Annotated in this window: 16 protein-coding genes; 11 read left to right on the forward strand and 5 right to left on the reverse strand. The window is 67.6% G+C overall.

What is annotated here, in order from left to right; genetic code table 11:
- Positions 1-109 precede the first annotated feature (109 nt).
- The gene (gene nrdR / locus G9C89_RS16680) at positions 110-577 is read left to right on the forward strand and encodes a transcriptional regulator NrdR (RefSeq protein WP_172149991.1); all 468 of its coding nucleotides are present in this window, start codon (positions 110-112) and stop codon (positions 575-577) included.
- Positions 574-1,689, forward strand: coding sequence for a bifunctional diaminohydroxyphosphoribosylaminopyrimidine deaminase/5-amino-6-(5-phosphoribosylamino)uracil reductase RibD (ribD, locus tag G9C89_RS16685; protein ID WP_172149993.1), 1,116 nt, complete (start codon positions 574-576; stop codon positions 1,687-1,689). Before nrdR ends, ribD begins: the two co-directional genes overlap by 4 nt.
- A 19-nt stretch (positions 1,690-1,708) precedes the next feature.
- Here the strand turns inward: ribD and G9C89_RS16690 are convergent, their stop codons facing one another.
- Genes G9C89_RS16690 through mpl form a run of 3 tightly spaced genes read right to left on the reverse strand, consistent with a single transcriptional unit; the run spans position 1,709 to position 3,992 of the window.
- A complete protein-coding gene (locus G9C89_RS16690) occupies positions 1,709-2,017 on the reverse strand; it encodes a YceK/YidQ family lipoprotein (protein ID WP_172149995.1) in 309 nt (102 codons plus the stop codon).
- Positions 2,010-2,639: a flavin prenyltransferase UbiX gene (ubiX, locus tag G9C89_RS16695; protein WP_172149997.1), complete on the reverse strand. Its 630-nt coding sequence runs from the start codon at positions 2,637-2,639 to the stop codon at positions 2,010-2,012. Before ubiX ends, G9C89_RS16690 begins: the two co-directional genes overlap by 8 nt.
- Entirely contained in the window at positions 2,640-3,992 is a 1,353-nt protein-coding gene (gene mpl / locus G9C89_RS16700; protein ID WP_172149999.1) for a UDP-N-acetylmuramate:L-alanyl-gamma-D-glutamyl-meso-diaminopimelate ligase, read from the reverse strand.
- Between the two features lie 264 nt (positions 3,993-4,256).
- Between mpl and G9C89_RS16705 the strand changes: the two genes are divergently transcribed.
- Positions 4,257-4,712, forward strand: coding sequence for a GNAT family N-acetyltransferase (locus tag G9C89_RS16705; protein WP_172150001.1), 456 nt, complete (start codon positions 4,257-4,259; stop codon positions 4,710-4,712).
- A 71-nt stretch (positions 4,713-4,783) separates the two neighbouring features.
- Here G9C89_RS16705 and G9C89_RS16710 read toward each other — a convergent pair whose 3' ends face one another.
- Complete coding sequence (locus G9C89_RS16710) at positions 4,784-6,379, reverse strand: protein kinase (protein WP_172150003.1); 1,596 nt, start codon at positions 6,377-6,379, stop codon at positions 4,784-4,786.
- Between the two features lie 120 nt (positions 6,380-6,499).
- Between G9C89_RS16710 and G9C89_RS16715 the strand changes: the two genes are divergently transcribed.
- From G9C89_RS16715 to ispA, 5 genes are all read left to right on the forward strand, one after another.
- A complete protein-coding gene (locus tag G9C89_RS16715) occupies positions 6,500-7,339 on the forward strand; it encodes a M90 family metallopeptidase (RefSeq protein WP_172150005.1) in 840 nt (279 codons plus the stop codon).
- A gap of 77 nt (positions 7,340-7,416) precedes the next feature.
- Positions 7,417-7,944, forward strand: coding sequence for an inorganic diphosphatase (gene ppa, locus G9C89_RS16720; RefSeq protein ID WP_172150007.1), 528 nt, complete (start codon positions 7,417-7,419; stop codon positions 7,942-7,944).
- A 189-nt stretch (positions 7,945-8,133) separates the two neighbouring features.
- On the forward strand, positions 8,134-8,904 hold the full coding sequence (locus G9C89_RS16725) for a sulfite exporter TauE/SafE family protein (RefSeq protein ID WP_172150009.1): 771 nt from the start codon (positions 8,134-8,136) through the stop codon (positions 8,902-8,904).
- 98 nt (positions 8,905-9,002) lie between these two features.
- Positions 9,003-9,245 carry an exodeoxyribonuclease VII small subunit gene (locus tag G9C89_RS16730; protein ID WP_172150011.1) on the forward strand — a complete coding sequence of 81 codons (243 nt, stop codon included), beginning with the start codon at positions 9,003-9,005 and terminating at the stop codon, positions 9,243-9,245.
- Positions 9,242-10,129, forward strand: a complete 888-nt coding sequence (gene ispA / locus G9C89_RS16735) for a (2E,6E)-farnesyl diphosphate synthase (RefSeq protein ID WP_172150013.1) — start codon at positions 9,242-9,244, stop codon at positions 10,127-10,129. The genes G9C89_RS16730 and ispA overlap by 4 nt, the downstream gene beginning before the upstream one ends.
- Before the next feature lie 204 nt (positions 10,130-10,333).
- On the opposite strand, the gene G9C89_RS16740 is transcribed toward ispA, so the two are convergent.
- The gene (locus G9C89_RS16740) at positions 10,334-11,254 is read right to left on the reverse strand and encodes a LysR family transcriptional regulator (protein ID WP_172150015.1); all 921 of its coding nucleotides are present in this window, start codon (positions 11,252-11,254) and stop codon (positions 10,334-10,336) included.
- Positions 11,255-11,412: 158 nt separating this feature from the next.
- Between G9C89_RS16740 and G9C89_RS16745 the strand changes: the two genes are divergently transcribed.
- From G9C89_RS16745 to G9C89_RS16755, 3 genes are read left to right on the forward strand one after another with little or no spacing between them, the layout of a single operon-like run.
- A complete protein-coding gene (locus tag G9C89_RS16745) occupies positions 11,413-13,104 on the forward strand; it encodes an AMP-binding protein (protein ID WP_172150017.1) in 1,692 nt (563 codons plus the stop codon).
- 36 nt (positions 13,105-13,140) lie between these two features.
- Positions 13,141-13,566: a protoglobin domain-containing protein gene (locus tag G9C89_RS16750; RefSeq protein WP_172150019.1), complete on the forward strand. Its 426-nt coding sequence runs from the start codon at positions 13,141-13,143 to the stop codon at positions 13,564-13,566.
- Between the two features lie 50 nt (positions 13,567-13,616).
- Positions 13,617-16,895 carry a carboxyl transferase domain-containing protein gene (locus tag G9C89_RS16755; protein WP_172150021.1) on the forward strand — a complete coding sequence of 1,093 codons (3,279 nt, stop codon included), beginning with the start codon at positions 13,617-13,619 and terminating at the stop codon, positions 16,893-16,895.
- Positions 16,896-16,933: the final 38 nt, after the last annotated feature.

A 16,933-nucleotide genomic window follows, 5' to 3' on the forward strand; every position in this document is an offset into this window, starting at 1 on the left:
CCTGCAAAGAGTAGCTGGGCGCGCGCCTGTATACCGCAAAGTCATTGGCTTGTCTTGCCCGCGGGATGCGCTACCATGGCGCTTTCCTGTTCAAGGCGGCTGCCCTCCTATGCACTGTCCCTTCTGCGGTGCCAACGACACCAAGGTCATCGATTCGCGCCTGGTCGCCGAGGGCGGGCAAGTGCGTCGTCGGCGCGAATGCCTGGCTTGCGAAGAACGTTTCACCACCTTTGAAACCGCCGAACTGGTGATGCCGCGGCTGATCAAGCAGGACGGCAGCCGCCAGCCGTTCGACGAAGACAAGCTGCGTGCCGGCATGCAGCGTGCCCTGGAGAAGCGCCCGGTGAGCATCGAGCGTCTGGAGGCGGCGATTGCCCATATCAAGCACCAGCTGCGCGCCACCGGCGAGCGCGAGATCAAGTCGCTGGTGCTCGGCGAGTTGGTCATGAGCGAGTTGCAAAAGCTCGATGAGGTTGCCTACATCCGCTTCGCCTCGGTCTACCGGCGCTTTCAGGATCTCAACGAATTCCGCGAGGAAATCGATCGGCTGTCCCGCGAACCCGCGAAAGAGCAATGATGAGCGTCGATCATGCCTGCATGGCCCGCGCCCTGGAGCTGGCCCGCAAAGGCCTGTATTCCACCCACCCGAATCCGCGAGTCGGCTGCGTCATCGCCCGCGACGGGCAGGTCGTCGGGGAAGGCTGGCATGTGCGCGCCGGTGAGCCGCACGCCGAGGTGCATGCGCTGCGCCAGGCCGGCGCGCAGGCGCGTGGCGCCACCGCCTATGTGACCCTGGAACCCTGCAGCCATCACGGCCGCACCCCGCCGTGCGCCGATGCGCTGGTCGCCGCCGGCGTCACGCGGGTGGTGGTGGCCATGCAGGATCCCAATCCGCAGGTCGCCGGCAATGGCCTGGCGCGGCTGATGCAGGCCGGGATAGCGGTCCAGGCCGGCGTACTGGAAGCCGAGGCGCGGGCGCTCAACGCCGGCTTCATCAAACGCATGGAGCAGGGCTTGCCCTTCGTGCGGGTCAAGTTGGCGATGAGCCTGGACGGTCGCACCGCCATGGCCAGCGGCGAGAGCCAGTGGATTACCGGGCCGGCTGCCCGCGCCGCGGTGCAGCGCCTGCGCGCCCGCGCCAGCGTGGTGCTGACCGGTGCCGACACCGTGCTGGCGGACAATGCCCGCTTGACCGTGCGCCCCGCTGAACTGGGCCTGGATGCCGAACTGACGGCGCTGGCCGTGACCCGGCCACCCTTGCGGGTGCTGGTCGACGGACGCCTGCGGGTGCCGCTGGATGCGCCTTTCTTTCAGGCTGGCGCGACACTGGTGGCGACCTGCGCGGCCGCTACGGCGCGCGAACGCTACCTGGACGCCGGCCACGAACTGTTGGCCGTGCCGGGCAGTAGCGGCTATGTCGATCTGCACAAACTGCTGGGCGAACTGGCCGGGCGCGGCGCCAACGAAGTGCTGGTCGAAGCTGGGCCGCGCCTGGCTGGCGCGTTCGCCCGCGAGGGCCTGGTCGATGAGTACCAGTTGTTCATCGCGCCGAAGTTTCTCGGCTCCAGTGCGCGGCCGCTGCTCGACCTGCCGCTGGCGCGCATGGCCGAGGCGCAGGCACTGAAGATCGTCGAGATGCGCGCGGTCGGCGACGACTGGCGGATCATCGCGGTGCCGCAATCTTCATAGATGGGGGGGCAGCGCCGGATCAAAGCCCGCCGCTGACGCCCAGGTTCACACCCAATTCGGTCGCCAGCGAGAATGGCAGCAACAGGGTGTCCAGCAGGGCACTGGCGGGCAGGTCGAGGCCGGGGTAGGGCGGCGCCTCGGCGCCGAAACGTTGCTGCGCGCAGCAACCGTGGTTCAGCGCATACAGGTCCAGGCGGGTGCCGGCATAGATTACCGGCGCGCCCGACTTGGCCGCATCCAGGGTGCGCACCGTGGCACAACCGCTGCTCAACAGCATGAGCAGCAGGCACGCCATTCGCCCGCCGGTACGCACGGTGGTCTTACTCATCCGACACCTGATGGTGCTCGCCCCAGCGCGGCAGCATGTCCTGCGGCACGCCCAGGCAGTTGAGGATGCGCGCGACGACGAAGTCGATCAGGTCGTCGATGGTCTGCGGCTGGTGATAGAAGCCCGGCGCCGCCGGCAGGATCACCGCGCCCAGGTTCGACAGCTTGAGCATGTTCTCCAGGTGGATGCTGGAAAACGGCGCCTCGCGCGGCACCAGGATCAACTGGCGGCGCTCCTTGAGCACCACATCGGCGGCGCGTTCGATCAGGTTGTTGCAGGCACCGGTGGCGATCGCCGACAGCGTGCCGGTCGAGCACGGCACCACCACCATGGCGCTGGGTGCGCCCGAGCCGGACGCCACCGGGGCCATCCAGTCCTCCTTGCCGTAGACACGAATCTGCCCCGGCGCGGCGCCGGTGTATTCGCTGAGGAATGCCTGCATGGCCTGGGGTTTGGCTGGCAGGGTCACGTCCGTTTCGGTGGCCAGCACCAGTTGTGCGGCCTTGGAAATCAGAAAATGCACCTCACGGTCTTCCTGCACCAGGCAGTCGAGCAGGCGCAGGCCATATGGCGCCCCGGAGGCGCCAGTCATGGCCAGGGTGATGCGTTCTGGACCGGACATTTATGCCTCCAAGGCCGCGGCCAGCTTGCCGTGCAAACCGCCAAAACCGCCGTTGCTCATCACCACCACCTGGGTGCCCGGTGCGGCTTCGGCCTTGACCCCGGCAATGATCGCTTCCAGGGAATCACAGACCCGGGTCGGCACCGTGGAGTTGGCGACCGTCGCCGCCAGGTCCCAGCCGAGGTTGGCCGGTGCATACCAGTACACCGAATCGGCCAAAACCACCGAGCCCGGCAAGCCGTCGCGGTGGGCGCCGAGCTTCATCGAGTTGGAGCGTGGCTCGATCACCGCGATCAGCCTGGCGCTGCCGATGCGTTTGCGCAGGCCGTCGAGGGTGGTGGCGATGGCGGTCGGATGGTGGGCGAAGTCGTCGTAGATGGTCACACCATTGACTTCGGCAACCTTCTCCATGCGCCGCTTGGCGTTGATGAAGCTGCACAGCGCGGCGATGCCGAGCTCCGCCACCACGCCGACATGCCGCGCCGCCGCCAGGACCGCCAAGGCATTGGCCACGTTGTGCTGGCCAGTCAGTTGCCAGTCGACCACGCCGGCGGTTTTGCCGGCGAAGCCCACCTCGAAACGCGAACCATCGGCGCTGAGCAGGCGTGCCTGCCACTGGCCGCCTTCGCCGGTGGTCTGCACCGGGGTCCAGCAACCCATCGCGATCACCCGCTGCAGTGCCACGTCGGCAGCCGGCTGGATGATCAGGCCAGCACCGGGGATGGTCCGTACCAGATGGTGAAACTGCCGCTCGATGGCTGCCAGATCCGGGAAGATATCCGCGTGATCGAACTCCAGATTGTTGAGGATCGCGGTGCGCGGGCGGTAGTGGACGAACTTGCTGCGCTTGTCGAAGAAGGCGCTGTCGTACTCGTCGGCCTCGACCACGAAGAACGGCGTGTCGCCCAGGCGCGCGGAAATGCCGAAGTTCTGCGGCACCCCGCCGATCAGGAAGCCCGGGCTCATGCCGGCGTGCTCCAGCACCCAGGCCAGCATGCTGGCGCTGCTGGTCTTGCCATGGGTGCCGGCCACCGCCAGTACCCAGCGCCCCTGCAGCACATGGTCGGCCAGCCACTGCGGGCCGCTGACATAAGGCAGCCCCTTGTTCAGCACGTATTCCACCGCCGGATTGCCGCGCGACAGGGCGTTGCCGATCACCACCAGGTCCGGCGCCGGATCGAGTTGCGCGGCATCGTAGCCCTGGGTCAGCTCGATGCCCTGGGCCTCCAGCTGGGTGCTCATCGGCGGGTAGACATTGGCATCCGAGCCGGTGACGCGATGGCCCAGTTCCTTGGCCAGCACGGCCAGCGAGCCCATGAAGGTGCCGCAAATACCGAGAATATGGATATGCATGATTTACCTTGAAGGCGTCCTCGAAAACCGGCCACAACAGGCGCTGAAAAATCTTGCCGCAGGTTAGCACAGCGCCCTGCGCTCGATCTCGACGTGTAGCGCGCTGGTTTCGACCGACCAGCCCCAATCAAGTTGCAGGGTGGAATCGAAAAATCAAACGCTTGCTTGGATTGCGCTTTCCAAAAGCATTAGGCAGCATCGGAGCGTCCGCTGGCATAGCTCATGCGGTGCCAACCCAGCCAATCACCAATGCCGAGGCTCGCCATGCGTATCGTCCCTGCTACCCTGGAGCACCTGGATCTGTTGACCCCGCTGTTCGTCGAATACCGTGAGTTCTACGGCGAACTGCCTTTCCCCGACTCCTCGCGCAAGTTCCTGGAAACCCGTCTGCGCCGCAAGGAATCGGTGATTTACCTGGCCCTGGCCGACGACGAAGACAAGCTGCTCGGCTTCTGCCAGCTCTACCCCAGCTATTCCTCGCTGTCGCTCAAGCGCGTGTGGATCCTCAACGACATCTATGTCGCCAAAGACGCGCGGCGGCAGCTGGTTGCCGACCGGCTGCTGCAAACGGCCAAGAAAATGGCCAAGGAAACCAACGCCGTGCGCATGCGCGTCGCCACCAGCCGGGATAACGAGGTGGCGCAGAGGGTCTACGAGTCGATCGGTTTCGTCGAGGACGAGCAGTTCAAGAACTACGTGCTGCCCATCAGCAGCGATTGACCGGGGCTGCGCCGGCCCAATCCGGCTGCCACATCGGCAACCGGGTGGGGCCTGCCGTGGCATGCGTTCGCCTACCCCAGCAGGCTCAGCCATAAGCCGAACCCCAGCTGAATCACCAGGGCGCCGAGCAATGCCAGGCGCCAGGGCTGTGCGCGCAGGTTGACCCGAGCCGGCGCCGGCGGATGCGCCAGCGGCTCCTGCAACGCCTGGCGAAACTCCGACAAGGCCTCGAAGCGCGCGGCCGGCTGGGGCGCCAAGGCCCGAGCCAGCACGCCATCCCAACCGGCCGGCAAGTGCGTGGTGAAGCTGGCCAGTGGCACATAACGGCTCGGCGAGCCGCCTTCCGGGCACGCGATTTCCGGCCATTGGCCGCAGATCAACCAGTAGGCCAGGGCCGCCAGGGCGAACTGATCGGCGCGGCCATCCACCCGCTGCCCGCCGCGCAACTCCGGCGCCAGCGGGATCGCCTCGGCGGGCAGCTGCTGACGTGGCGCGCCCGGCAACAGCGCGGCATGTTCCGGCAACAGCAACAGACGCCCGCCCGCGCTGATCAGGATGTTCCGCGGACTCAGCCACAGCCCCTGCATACCCCGGCGCTGCAGGGCGCGCACCGCCGCAATCGCCTGATCGAGCAAGGCCAGCAGGGTCGCCCCATCCACGGGTCCATGGGCCGCGGCCCAATCGGCCAGGCTGCGCAGCCCCGGTGCCGGCGGCTCGAACAGCATGAAGGCATGTCGGCGCGGCCGGTGCGACGACAACACCCGCGGCAAGCTGGCTACCGGACTGCGCCGCAGTGCCCATTCACGCTGCCAGAACACCTCGTCGGCCGCCTGCTCGGCGAGCCACAGCAAGGCCTCGCGGGCGCTTTCGTCGCGCGCCCGGAACAACCGGCCGGGTGGGCCGTACGGGCACTCGTCGAGCAGCGTCCAGCCATCCACCTGCATGCCGGTCACGGCCTCGGCCAGCGCCGGCCACTGCTCCCGCGGCGCCGTCGGCGGCAGGCTTGCGGCCGCCCCCGGCAGCAGCAGCGCGGCGGCGCCGGGCGCCTTGAGCAAGGGCGCCAGCAGCGCCGGCATGCTCGCCACGGTCAGCGTCTGGCAGCCGGCGCGGAAGGCGTCCAGATCGGCCACGCCGAGCAACGGCTGCGGCGCCAGCAACAGTGCCTCGCCCTCACTCAACGGCAGACTGTGCTGCACCAGCGCCAGCTCGGCCTGCATGCCCAGTTGCATGTCTTCACGCCCCGGCAGGCACTGCAGGCCACCGCCCTTGTGGCGCAGCAGACCCACCGCACCGGCCTGCAGGAACTGCGCAGCGCCACCCTGCAGCAACAGCAGCCCGGCATCCAGGCGCGGCACACTGCGCCCCGTCCGCCGGCTGCGGAACAGTTGCTGATTGAGCGCCGCCAGCACCTGCCGCGCCGCCTGCGCCTCGCTCCAGCCCGCGGGCGTGCAGCGATAATCGGCGAACAGCGCATCCAGATAACCCTGCAGCTGCTGCACCACATCGGGGCAATCGCGTGCCCACAACAAGGCCACCAGCAACAGCGGTGGGCGTCCCTGCCGCCCCGCCAGCCACATCGCCCGCGCCCGCGCCGCCTGGGCCGGCAGGTCGATGCCGCCGCCCAGCAGCAGGCTGACGGCAGGATGGTCCATGCGTTCTATCGACATCGGCAGCCCCCCTGGACAGTACTGCCAGGACCGTTGCAGCCTTTATGCCGATTCGCCGCCGCTTGCCGCATCCCCAGGCGCCGCTTATGGTGAACAGCCGTGCAACCCGAGCCAGTCCCCATGTGGTCGTTCCGCGCCTGGCGCCGCCGGCGCATCCTTGCCCGCCATCCAATAACCGCCACGACCTGGGCCGAGGTGCGTCGGCGCCTGCCGCTGCTCGATGGCCTCAGCGACAGCGAAGAGCAGCGCCTGCGCGAAAGCGCCGTGCTGTTCCTGCATGACAAACACCTGAGCGCTCTGCCCGGCGTCGAACTGGACGCCATCGACCGCCTGACCCTGGCGGCGCAGGCCGAGTTGCCGCTGCTGCACCTGGCCGAGCTCGACTGGTACCAGGGTTTCCACGAGATCGTCCTCTACCCCGACGATTTCGTCAGCCCGCAGCGCCATCGCGATGCCAGCGGCGTAGTCCACGAGTGGGATGCCGCGCACAGCGGCGAAGCCTGGCAGCAGGGGCCGGTGATCCTCGCCTGGCCTGGGGTCCAGACCAGCGGCGGCTGGGACGGCTACAACCTGGTGATTCACGAGCTGGCGCACAAGCTGGACATGCTCAATGGCGATGCCAATGGCCTGCCGCCCTTGCACCGCAGCATGCGCGTCAAAGACTGGGCCAGCGCCATGCAAAGCGCCTACGACGCCATGAACGCCCAGCTCGACGCCGATCCGCACGCCGATACCGCCATCGACGCCTACGCTGCGGAAAATCCGGCGGAATTCTTCGCGGTAACCAGCGAGTACTTCTTCAGCGCCCCGGACCTGCTGGCCGAGGCCTTTCCCGCGGTCTATGCGCAGCTCGCACTGTTCTACCGCCAGGACCCGCTGGCGCGCCTGCAACGCTTGCAGGCGGCGCATCCTGACTATCGCGCTACTCCCAAAGACAGCCAGCACACGACCAATGGCTAGGCACTCCGGCATAGCAACAGCCGGGGAATATGCCTATAATCGCGCCACTTTTTTAGCCCATCCCCGGGAGTCACTCCATGAGCTACAGCAAGATTCCAGCCGGTCTCGACCTGCCGAACGACATCTACGTCGCCATCGAAATCCCGGCCAACCACGCGCCGATCAAATACGAAATCGACAAGGACAGCGATTGCCTGTTCGTCGACCGGTTCATGGCCACCCCGATGTTCTACCCGGCCAACTATGGCTACATCCCCAACACCCTGGCCGACGACGGCGACGCCCTCGACGTGCTGGTCGTGACCCCGTATCCGGTAGCCCCCGGCTCGGTGATCCGCGCGCGTCCGGTTGGCGTCCTGCACATGACCGACGAAGCCGGCGGCGACGCCAAGCTGATCGCCGTGCCCCACGACAAGCTCAGCCAGCTGTATGTGGACGTGAAGGAATACACCGACCTGCCAGCCCTGCTGCTCGAGCAGATCAAGCACTTCTTCGAGAACTACAAGGATCTCGAGAAAGGCAAGTGGGTCAAGGTAGAAGGCTGGGGCAATGCCGACGCAGCCCGCGCCGAAATCATCAAGGCAGTGGCGGCTTACCAAAAATAAGCTGACACCACCCCCTGAAACCGGCCACAAGCCGGTTTTTTTATGTCTGCCATCCATGGCAGCCACCCTTCTGGCCGTCGCTACGCGACGTTAGAAATGGCTCCCGGCCATTTTTTATGCCTGCAGTTCGCGCTTGGCTGAGCCGATGGTCAGGCCTTACTCTGCACGCTTTTGCCGCGAGCACGGTCCATGCCCTATTCAGACATCCTCCTGCTGGTGCTTGCCGGTTTCGCCGCCGGCGGCATGAACGCCCTGGCCGGTGGCGGCACCTTTTTCTCCTTTCCGGCCCTGCTCGCCGCCGGTCTGCCGCCGGTGACGGCCAATGCCACCAATGCCGTGGCGCTGTGGCCGGCCAGCCTGGCCGGGGCCTGGGCGGCACGGGCCTCGTTGCGTCCGCTCGGCCGCTATCCGCTGCCGCTGCTGTTGGCCGGATTATGCGGTGGCCTGCTCGGCGGCCTGTTGCTGCTGGCCGGCGGCGACGATGTGTTCGCCAAGCTGATCCCCTGGCTGCTGCTGGCGGCCACCGTACTGTTCGCCGCCAGCCCCTGGCTCAGTCGCTGGCTGGCGGCACGCCGCGCCGAAGCCGCGCAACCGCCGCACGGCCCGCTGTCGCTGGGCGCGCATATCGGCGTGTCGGTCTACGGCGGCTACTTCGGCGCGGGCATGGGCATCCTGCAACTGGCGGCGTTTTCCATCGAAGGGCATCCATTGGCCCGCGCCAATGCCCTGAAGAACCTGATTTCCGCGGTGATCTACAGCGTCGCCAGCATCACCTTTATCGTCGCCGGGCGGGTCAGCTGGTACGAGCTGGCGGTCCTGCTGGTCGGCGCGACACTCGGCGGCTATGCCGGCGGCGTCCTGGGCCAGCGCTTGCCGCCGGCGCTGCTGCGCGCCTTGGTCATTCTGGTTGGCGCCGGCATGACCCTCTATTATTTCTGGGTGACCTATTTCGCCGGGTGAGCTGCTGCGACGACCGTCGATTTGCCCGTGTGGCGCGGCTCTGCTAGTGTCGCGCCGGTTGCAACTGCTGCCCGAACCCCCGCCAGAGAATGCCCGCCATGGCCCGTAAAAAAGCCTCACTCGACTTCGAGCAATCCCTCACCGACTTGCAGAGCCTGGTCGAGCGCCTGGAAAACGGCGAGCTGTCGCTGGAAGACTCGCTGACCGCCTTCGAACAAGGCATCCGCCTGACCCGCGACTGCCAGGCCGCGCTGGCTCAGGCCGAGCAGAAAGTGCAAATCCTCATGGAGCGCGACGGCGAGCTGGAGGAAGCCCCCTTCGACGCGGATCGACAGGCATGATCGCGACCTACCAGGCGCAGTGCCAACGCCGTGTCGATGCGGCGTTGGAAAGCCTGTTCGAGGCCCCCCCCGGCGAATTGCAGCGGCTCTACCAGGCCATGCGCTACAGCGTGATCAACGGCGGCAAGCGGGTGCGCCCGCTGCTGGTTTACGCCGCCTGCGAAGCCCTCGGCGGCGAGCCGGCACAGGCCGATGGCGCGGCCTGCGCGGTCGAGCTGATCCATGCCTATTCGCTGGTGCATGACGATCTGCCGGCGATGGACGACGACGACCTGCGTCGTGGCCAGCCCACCACCCACAAGGCTTTCGACGAAGCCGTGGCCATCCTCGCCGGCGATGGCCTGCAGAGCCTGGCCTTCGAAGTGCTCGCCGATGTTCACTGCAACCCGCATGACGCCGAGCTGCGCCTGGCGATGATCGCCAGCCTGGCCCGCGCCGCCGGCCCCGCAGGGATGGTCGGTGGTCAGTCCATCGACCTCGGTTCGGTCGGCCAGACGCTCGATCAGGCAGCGCTGGAACTCATGCACCGGCACAAGACCGGCGCCCTGATCGAAGCCAGCGTGCGCCTCGGCGCCCTGGCCAGTGCGCGTGCCGACGAACGTACGCTGAAAGCCCTGCACAGCTATGCCCGCGCCATCGGCCTGGCGTTCCAGGTGCAGGACGACATCCTCGACGTGGAAAGCGACACCGCCACTCTGGGCAAGACCCAAGGCAAGGACCAGGCCAACCACAAGCCGACCTACCCGGCGCTGCTCGGCCTCGACGCCGCCAAGGCCTACGCCCTGGAACTGCGCGACCAGGCGCTGCACGCCCTGCGCCCGTTCGACCACGCCGCCGAGCCGCTGCGCGAGCTGGCCCGCTATATCGTCGAACGCCAGCACTAGCGGGCTGTTGGGTTTAGGGCTCTTGTAGCCCGGATGCAATCCGGGGAACGTTGTCGGTCTTTTAGAGATTCCCTGATTTCATCCGGGCTACGGTTTTAGGGCGTTTCGTAGGAGCGGCCCATGGCCGCGATAGGACATGCCTGCATAAAGTATCGCGGGCATGGCAACTAGGCGTCCCCCCGTTCCTACACAGCCGTCACCCGATCAAAACCGCTGCCGCGCCAGCTCCAGCAACTGCCCGCGCAGCCATTGGCTGCCCGGCTCATTCTCGGCCTGGCGCGACCAGTACAGGTTGAGGGTCACCGGCGGCAGTGCCAGGGGCATCGCCAGCAGGCGGTTGTCCAGCCCGGCATTGATCAGCTCGGCATAGCGCCTGGGCATGGTCAGCAGCCAGTCGTTGCGCGCCACCAGCAGCGCCGCGGTCAGGTAATGCTGGCAGCGCTGGCGCACCTGGCGCACCAGGCCGAGATGGCCGAGGGCCAAGTCTTCCACGCAGATCCCGCGGCGCCGCGAGGTGACCGCCACATGCTCGGCGGCCAGGTAGCGCTCGGCGCTCAGCTCGCCCGCGAAAGCCGGGCCGGCGACCACGCACAGCGGCTCCTGCAGCAATAGCTGCTGGCGCAGTTCGGCATCGGTGGGGCGGGCGATCTCGATGGCCAGATCGACCCGTCCGGCGATCAGCTCCAGCTTCAACGCCGCCCAATGCACGCTGCTGCTGCGCACTTCCAGCTGCGGCGCGAGCCGGCGCAACTGGCCGAGGATGCCCGGTAGCATCAGGGGTTCCAGTTGCTCCGGCATATTCAGGCTGAACACCCGCCGATCATGCTGCGGGTCGAAGCCATGGCCGCGGCCGAGGTTGCGTCGCAACCCCTCCAGCGCATCCTGGATGCCCGGCGCCAGCTGCTCGGCCAGGGGCGTCGGCGCCACCCCGCGTCCCGCGCGGACGAACAGCGGATCGCCCAGTTGCTCGCGCAGGCGCGCCAGGGCGTGGCTGACCGCCGACTGGCTGAGGTGCAGCAGCAGCGCCGCGCGGGTCAGGTTGCGCTCGCGATAGACCACCTCGAACACCCGGAACAGGTTGAGGTCGAGGCGTTCCAGGGTTGGCCATTCATGCGTTTGATTCATGGTTATTTCCGCATTATCCGACTCAGCCTGAACCTAGCAGCGCCAAGCCTCGGCGCCACCATGCATAGCATTCATGGATAGCAATGCATAAGCATCAGTTCTGTCCCGTGTCCCGGCCGCCTAAGCTGCCCGCAGAGCCAAACGACAGGGCACAACCGATGACCGAAGACCTCTACCTGCAACAGTTGCATGCGCTGCAGGCCGCCGCCTGGCCGGTCGGCACGCCGAGCGAGCCGTCTTACCCGCACGGCCAGCAGCCGCTGTCCGAGTACCTGCGCGCCTGGGCCCGCCTGCAGCCCGAAGCGCCGGCCCTGGACTTCTACGGCTTGTCCCTGAGCTATGCCGAACTGGATCGCCTTTCCGACCGCTGCGCCGCGTTGCTGGTGGAGCTGGGGATAGCGCCGGGGGATCGGGTCGCGCTGTTCATGCCCAACTGCCCGCAACTGCATATCGCCTTCTACGCCATCCTCAAGTGCGGCGCGGTCTATGCGCCGGTCAGCCCGCTGAGCAAGGCGCTGGAGCTGAGCTACCAGCTCAAGGACAGCGGCGCCCGCACCATCCTCTGTTTCGACCAGTTGCTGCCGCTGGTCCGGGCGGTGCGCGAGGACTGCCAGCTTGCCCATGTGCTGGCGACCAGCCTGTCCGAGCTGTGCCCGGCCGAGCCGAGCATCCCGGTGCCGGACCTGCTGCTGGCGGCGAAGGTCACGGGCGACGACTTCATCGACTTCTACCCGGCGCTGGCGGCCTGCCAGGCGCCGACTCCGGCGCACCGTCCGCAGCTGGGCGACATCGCCGCGCTCAACTACACCGGCGGCACCACCGGTCTGCCCAAGGGTTGCGTGCATAGCCACGGCGACATGCTCTACACCTGCGCCAGCTTCCTCGCGGTGGCCCTGCAACTGCGCCCGGATAGCGTGCTGCTCAACTTCCTCCCGGAATTCTGGATCGCCGGGGAGAACGCCGGCCTGCTGTTCCCGGTGTTCAGCGGCTGCCGCCTGGTATTGCTGGCACGCTGGGACGCCCTGGCTTTCATGGGCGCGGTCGAGCACTACCGGGTCAGCCACTGCGGCCTGCTGGTGGACAATGTCGCCGAGGTGCTGGAACACCCGCGGGTCGGCGACTTCGACTTCCGCTCGCTGCAGCAGACCGGCAGCATCTCCTTTATCAAGAAGCTCACCGCCGAGTACCGCCGCCAGTGGCGCACGCTGACCGGCACCAGCCTGTTCGAGTTCAGCTTCGGCATGACCGAGAGCCACACCTGCGACACCTTCACCGCCGGCCTGCAACAAGACGACTTCGACCTCAGGAGCGCGCCGACCTTCGTCGGCCTGCCCGTGCCGGGCACCCAGTTCAAGGTCTGCGACTTCGCCACCGGCGAACTGCTGCCACTGGGCCAGGAGGGCGAGCTGTGCCTGCGCAGCCCGTCGTTGCTCAAGGGGTACTGGAATCGTCCGGAGGAATCCGCCGCCGCGCTGCGCGACGGCTGGCTGCACAGCGGCGACCTCGGCCAGATCAGCGCACAGGGCTTTATCCGCTACCTCGGCCGGCGCAAGGAGATGCTCAAGGTCAACGGCATGAGCGTATTCCCCAGCGAGCTGGAGGCCCTGCTCGGCCAGCACCCGGCGATCCTCGCCAGCGCCGTGCTCGGCCGCAGCGACGAACGCAGCGGCCAGCGCCCGGTGGCCTTCGTGGTGCTCAAGCCCGGCAGCGGCGCCAGCGCGGACAGCCTGCAGGCCTGGTGCCGCGAGGCCATGGCGGTCTACAAGGTGCCGGAGATCCGCCTGCTCGCCAGCCTGCCGCTGACCGCCACCGGCAAGGTGAAGAAGAACGAACTCGAGGCGCTGCTTTAACGGTAAGCCCCACGCAACCAACCGAAGGGAATGAGTATGACTATCGATGACACGGCGGTTCAGTTGATCAAGCAAAGCGCGGGAGCCATCAAGGCGCAGGCGCAACAAATCAACCAACTGGTCTACGAACATCTGGACAAACACCACCCCACGGCCTATGCCCTACTGCAGCGGGCTGGACTGCCACCGCTGGCCAACATCGTCGCCGGGTATGCGGCCAACATCGATAATCTGGAACCATTCCTCAAGCACGCGCCGAAGATTGCCCAGGTTCATCACCGCATCGACCTGCAGGAAGAGCAATTCGAGATGGTGGCCAGCGCACTGTTCGCGGCCTTTCGCCAAGCCCTGGATAGAGAGGCCCTGTCCGACGCGGCCATGCGGGCCTGGCGCAGCGCCTATGACCATCTGGCGAACATCTTGATCGAGTTGCAAAGACAGCTTCGAACCCCGGCGCTTTAACAGACCGCCGCGAAAATGCCCATTCACGCCGTCAACCAGCGAGTCCTGCCATGTTCCAAGCCCTGCTGATCGCCAACCGCGGCGAGATCGCCATCCGCATCGCCCGCGCCGCCGCCGAGCTGGGCATTCGCTCGGTGGCGGTGTACGCCGAGGACGATGCCGCCTCCCTGCATGTGCGCAAGGCCGACAGCGCGGTCGCCCTCAAGGGCCGTGGTGTGCCAGCCTATCTGGCGATGGACCAGCTGATCGCCATCGCCCAGGACCAGGGTTGCGCGGCGATCCATCCCGGTTACGGTTTTCTCGCCGAGAACGCCGAGTTCGCCCGCCGCTGCCAGGCCGCCGGCCTGTGCTTTATCGGCCCCAGTGCCGAAGTGCTGGAACTGTTCGGCGACAAGGCCGCGGCGCGCGCGCTGGCCGAACGCTGCGAGGTGCCACTGGTGCGCGGGCTCAATCATGCGGTCAGCCTGGATCAGGCCCGCGAGTTCCTGCGCAGCCTGGGCGCCGGCGGCGCGGTGATGCTCAAGGCCCTGGCCGGCGGCGGCGGTCGCGGCATGCGCCCGGTGTTCGCCGAAGCGGAGTTGGACCAGGCGTTCGCCCGCTGCCAGTCGGAAGCCCGTGCGGCCTTCGGCAGTGACGCGCTCTATATCGAGCAACTGGTGGGCGATGCCCGGCATATCGAGATCCAGGTGCTGGGCGACCATACGGGCGCGGTCAGCCACCTGTGGGAACGCGATTGCAGCCTGCAGCGGCGCCAGCAGAAGCTGGTGGAGATCGCCCCCAGCCCGGACCTGCCAGCCGCCACCCGCGCGCGGATGATCGCCGCGGCGCTGAAACTGGCCGGCGCGGCGCGCTATCAGGGACTGGGCACCTTCGAGTTCCTGCTGGATAACCAGCAGCCCGAGCGTTTCTACTTCATGGAGGCCAACCCGCGCATCCAGGTCGAGCACACGGTCACCGAGCAGGTCACCGGCATCGACCTGCTGCAGACCCAGCTCAGGCTGGCTGCCGGGCATAGCCTGGCGCAACTGAACCTGCTGCAGCCGCCGGCCATTACTGGCTGCGCCGTGCAACTGCGGATCAACCTGGAAAGCATGAGCAGCGATGGCAGCACCCACCCGGCCGCCGGCACCCTGACGGCCTACGAACCGCCCAGCGGCCCGGGTCTGCGCGTCGACGGCTACGGCTACGCCGGCTACCCGGTCAGCCCCAGCTACGATTCGCTGCTGGCCAAGCTGATCGCCCACGCCCCGGACTACCCGAGCGCGCTGCGCCGCGCTTACCGCGCGCTCTGCGAGTTCCGCCTGGAGGGCGTGGCGAGCAACCTGCACCTGCTGCAGAACCTGCTGCGCCTGCCGGAAGTCGCCGCCAGCCGGGTCAGCACGCGCTTCGTCGAAAGCCGGCTGGTGCAATTGCTGGCGCCCCAGCAGCAGGCCCATGCCCATCTGTTCTTTGCCGGCAGCCCGGCGGCCGCCGGTGCGGCGCCGCAGGCGATCGATGCCCCGCCCGGCTGCCTGCCCTTGCAGGCGCCGAGCAGCGGCGTGCTGGTGTGCCTGGAGGTGGCGGAAGGCGACGCCGTGGCGGTCGGCCAGAGCATCGCCGTGCTGGAGGCGATGAAGATGGAGTTCGTGGTCAAGGCCAGCCACAGCGGCATCGTCCGCGCCCTCGCCACGCCGCCCGGCAGCGTGGTCGGCGAAGGCCAGCCGCTACTGTTTATCGAACCGGCCGAGGTCGGCGGCGAACCGGCCCGGAGCGAGCAGAGCCTGGACCTCGAGCATATCCGCGCGGACCTGGCCGAAGTGCTCGAACGCCACGCCATCACCCGCGACGAACGCCGCCCGCAGGCCGTGGCCAAGCGGCGCAAGACCGGCCAGCGCACGGTGCGCGAGAACCTCGCCGAGCTGCTCGATGACGGCAGCTTCAGCGAATACGGTGCCCTGGCCCTGGCCGCCCAGCGCCGCCGTCGTTCCCTGGAGGAGCTGATTGAACAGAGCCCGGCCGACGGCCTGGTGGCCGGCATCGGCACGGTCAACGCCGACTTGTTCGGCAGCCAGGCCGCACGCTGCATGACCATCGCCTACGACTACACGGTGTTCGCCGGCACCCAGGGGGTGATGAACCACAAGAAGACCGACCGCATGCTCGGCCTCGCCGAGCAGTGGCGCCTGCCCCTGGTGCTGTTCGCCGAGGGCGGTGGCGGCCGGCCCGGTGACAGCGATTTCGTCGGCGTCGCCGGGCTCGACTGCCACACCTTCGTCGGCATGGCCAGGTTGTCCGGGCTGGTGCCGCTGGTCGGGGTGGTCTCCGGGCGCTGCTTTGCCGGTAATGCGGCGCTGCTCGGCTGCTGTGATGTGATCATCGCCACCGCCAACGCGACCATCGGCATGGCCGGCCCGGCGATGATTGAGGGCGGCGGCCTGGGCAGCTACACGCCCGAGGAGGTCGGCCCGGTCGCGGTGCAGGGACCGAACGGGGTGATCGATGTGCAGGTGGCCGACGAGGCCGAGGCGGTGCGGGTGGCCAAGCAGTACCTCGGCTACTTCCAGGGGCCGTTGGCCGACTGGCAGTGCGCCGACCAGCGCGAGCTGCGCCACCTGATCCCGGAAAACCGCCTGCGTGTCTACGACATCCGCCAGGTGATCGCCACCCTGGCCGACACCGGCTCGGTGCTGGAGCTGCGCCGGCAGTTCGCTCCCGGCCTGATCACCGCCTTTATCCGTATCGAAGGCCGGCCCTTCGGCCTGCTCGCCAACAATCCCGCGCATTTGGGCGGCGCCATCGATGCCGTGGCGGGCGACAAGGCCGCGCGCTTCATGCAGCTGTGCGATGCCTTCGATATCCCCATGCTCTCGCTGTGCGACACCCCCGGCTTCATGGTCGGCCCCGAGGCGGAGAAACAGGCCACGGTGCGCCATGTGTCACGCATGTTCGTCGCCGCCGCCAGCCTGACCGTGCCGTTTTTTACCGTGGTCTTGCGCAAGGGCTACGGCCTCGGCGCCCAGGCCATGGCCGCCGGCAGCTTCCACTCGCCGTTGTTCACCATCGCCTGGCCCAGCGCCGAGTTCGGCGCCATGGGCCTGGAGGGTGCGGTGCGCCTGGGTTTCGCCAAGGAGCTGGCGGCCGTCGAGGAGCCCGGCGCCCGCCAGCAGCTGTTCGACAAACTGGTGGCCAAGGCCTACCAGAGCGGCAAGGGCATCAACATGGCCAGTTTCCTCGAGATCGATGCGGTCATCGATCCGCTGGAAACCCGCGCCTGGCTGGTGCGCGGGTTGAATGCGGCGCCCCGGCCGGCAACGCGTGAGGGCAAGAAGCGCTGCGTCGATAGCTGGTAGTCCGGGCTCTGCGCAGGAGCGGCGGGGGCGCCCAGTTC

Source organism: Pseudomonas tumuqii, from assembly GCF_013184545.1.
Taxonomy (GTDB): Bacteria; Pseudomonadota; Gammaproteobacteria; order Pseudomonadales; family Pseudomonadaceae; genus Aquipseudomonas; species Aquipseudomonas tumuqii.

What these genes read in the sequence shown, in the direction of transcription:
- nrdR (WP_172149991.1), top strand. Translation starts at nt 110, where the DNA reads ATGCACTGTCCCTTCTGCGGTGCCAACGACACCAAGGTCATCGATTCG.
- ribD (WP_172149993.1), top strand. Translation starts at nt 574, where the DNA reads ATGATGAGCGTCGATCATGCCTGCATGGCCCGCGCCCTGGAGCTGGCC.
- G9C89_RS16690 (WP_172149995.1), bottom strand. Translation starts at nt 2,017, where the DNA reads ATGAGTAAGACCACCGTGCGTACCGGCGGGCGAATGGCGTGCCTGCTG.
- ubiX (WP_172149997.1), bottom strand. Translation starts at nt 2,639, where the DNA reads ATGTCCGGTCCAGAACGCATCACCCTGGCCATGACTGGCGCCTCCGGG.
- mpl (WP_172149999.1), bottom strand. Translation starts at nt 3,992, where the DNA reads ATGCATATCCATATTCTCGGTATTTGCGGCACCTTCATGGGCTCGCTG.
- G9C89_RS16705 (WP_172150001.1), top strand. Translation starts at nt 4,257, where the DNA reads ATGCGTATCGTCCCTGCTACCCTGGAGCACCTGGATCTGTTGACCCCG.
- G9C89_RS16710 (WP_172150003.1), bottom strand. Translation starts at nt 6,379, where the DNA reads ATGTCGATAGAACGCATGGACCATCCTGCCGTCAGCCTGCTGCTGGGC.
- G9C89_RS16715 (WP_172150005.1), top strand. Translation starts at nt 6,500, where the DNA reads ATGTGGTCGTTCCGCGCCTGGCGCCGCCGGCGCATCCTTGCCCGCCAT.
- ppa (WP_172150007.1), top strand. Translation starts at nt 7,417, where the DNA reads ATGAGCTACAGCAAGATTCCAGCCGGTCTCGACCTGCCGAACGACATC.
- G9C89_RS16725 (WP_172150009.1), top strand. Translation starts at nt 8,134, where the DNA reads ATGCCCTATTCAGACATCCTCCTGCTGGTGCTTGCCGGTTTCGCCGCC.
- G9C89_RS16730 (WP_172150011.1), top strand. Translation starts at nt 9,003, where the DNA reads ATGGCCCGTAAAAAAGCCTCACTCGACTTCGAGCAATCCCTCACCGAC.
- ispA (WP_172150013.1), top strand. Translation starts at nt 9,242, where the DNA reads ATGATCGCGACCTACCAGGCGCAGTGCCAACGCCGTGTCGATGCGGCG.
- G9C89_RS16740 (WP_172150015.1), bottom strand. Translation starts at nt 11,254, where the DNA reads ATGAATCAAACGCATGAATGGCCAACCCTGGAACGCCTCGACCTCAAC.
- G9C89_RS16745 (WP_172150017.1), top strand. Translation starts at nt 11,413, where the DNA reads ATGACCGAAGACCTCTACCTGCAACAGTTGCATGCGCTGCAGGCCGCC.
- G9C89_RS16750 (WP_172150019.1), top strand. Translation starts at nt 13,141, where the DNA reads ATGACTATCGATGACACGGCGGTTCAGTTGATCAAGCAAAGCGCGGGA.
- G9C89_RS16755 (WP_172150021.1), top strand. Translation starts at nt 13,617, where the DNA reads ATGTTCCAAGCCCTGCTGATCGCCAACCGCGGCGAGATCGCCATCCGC.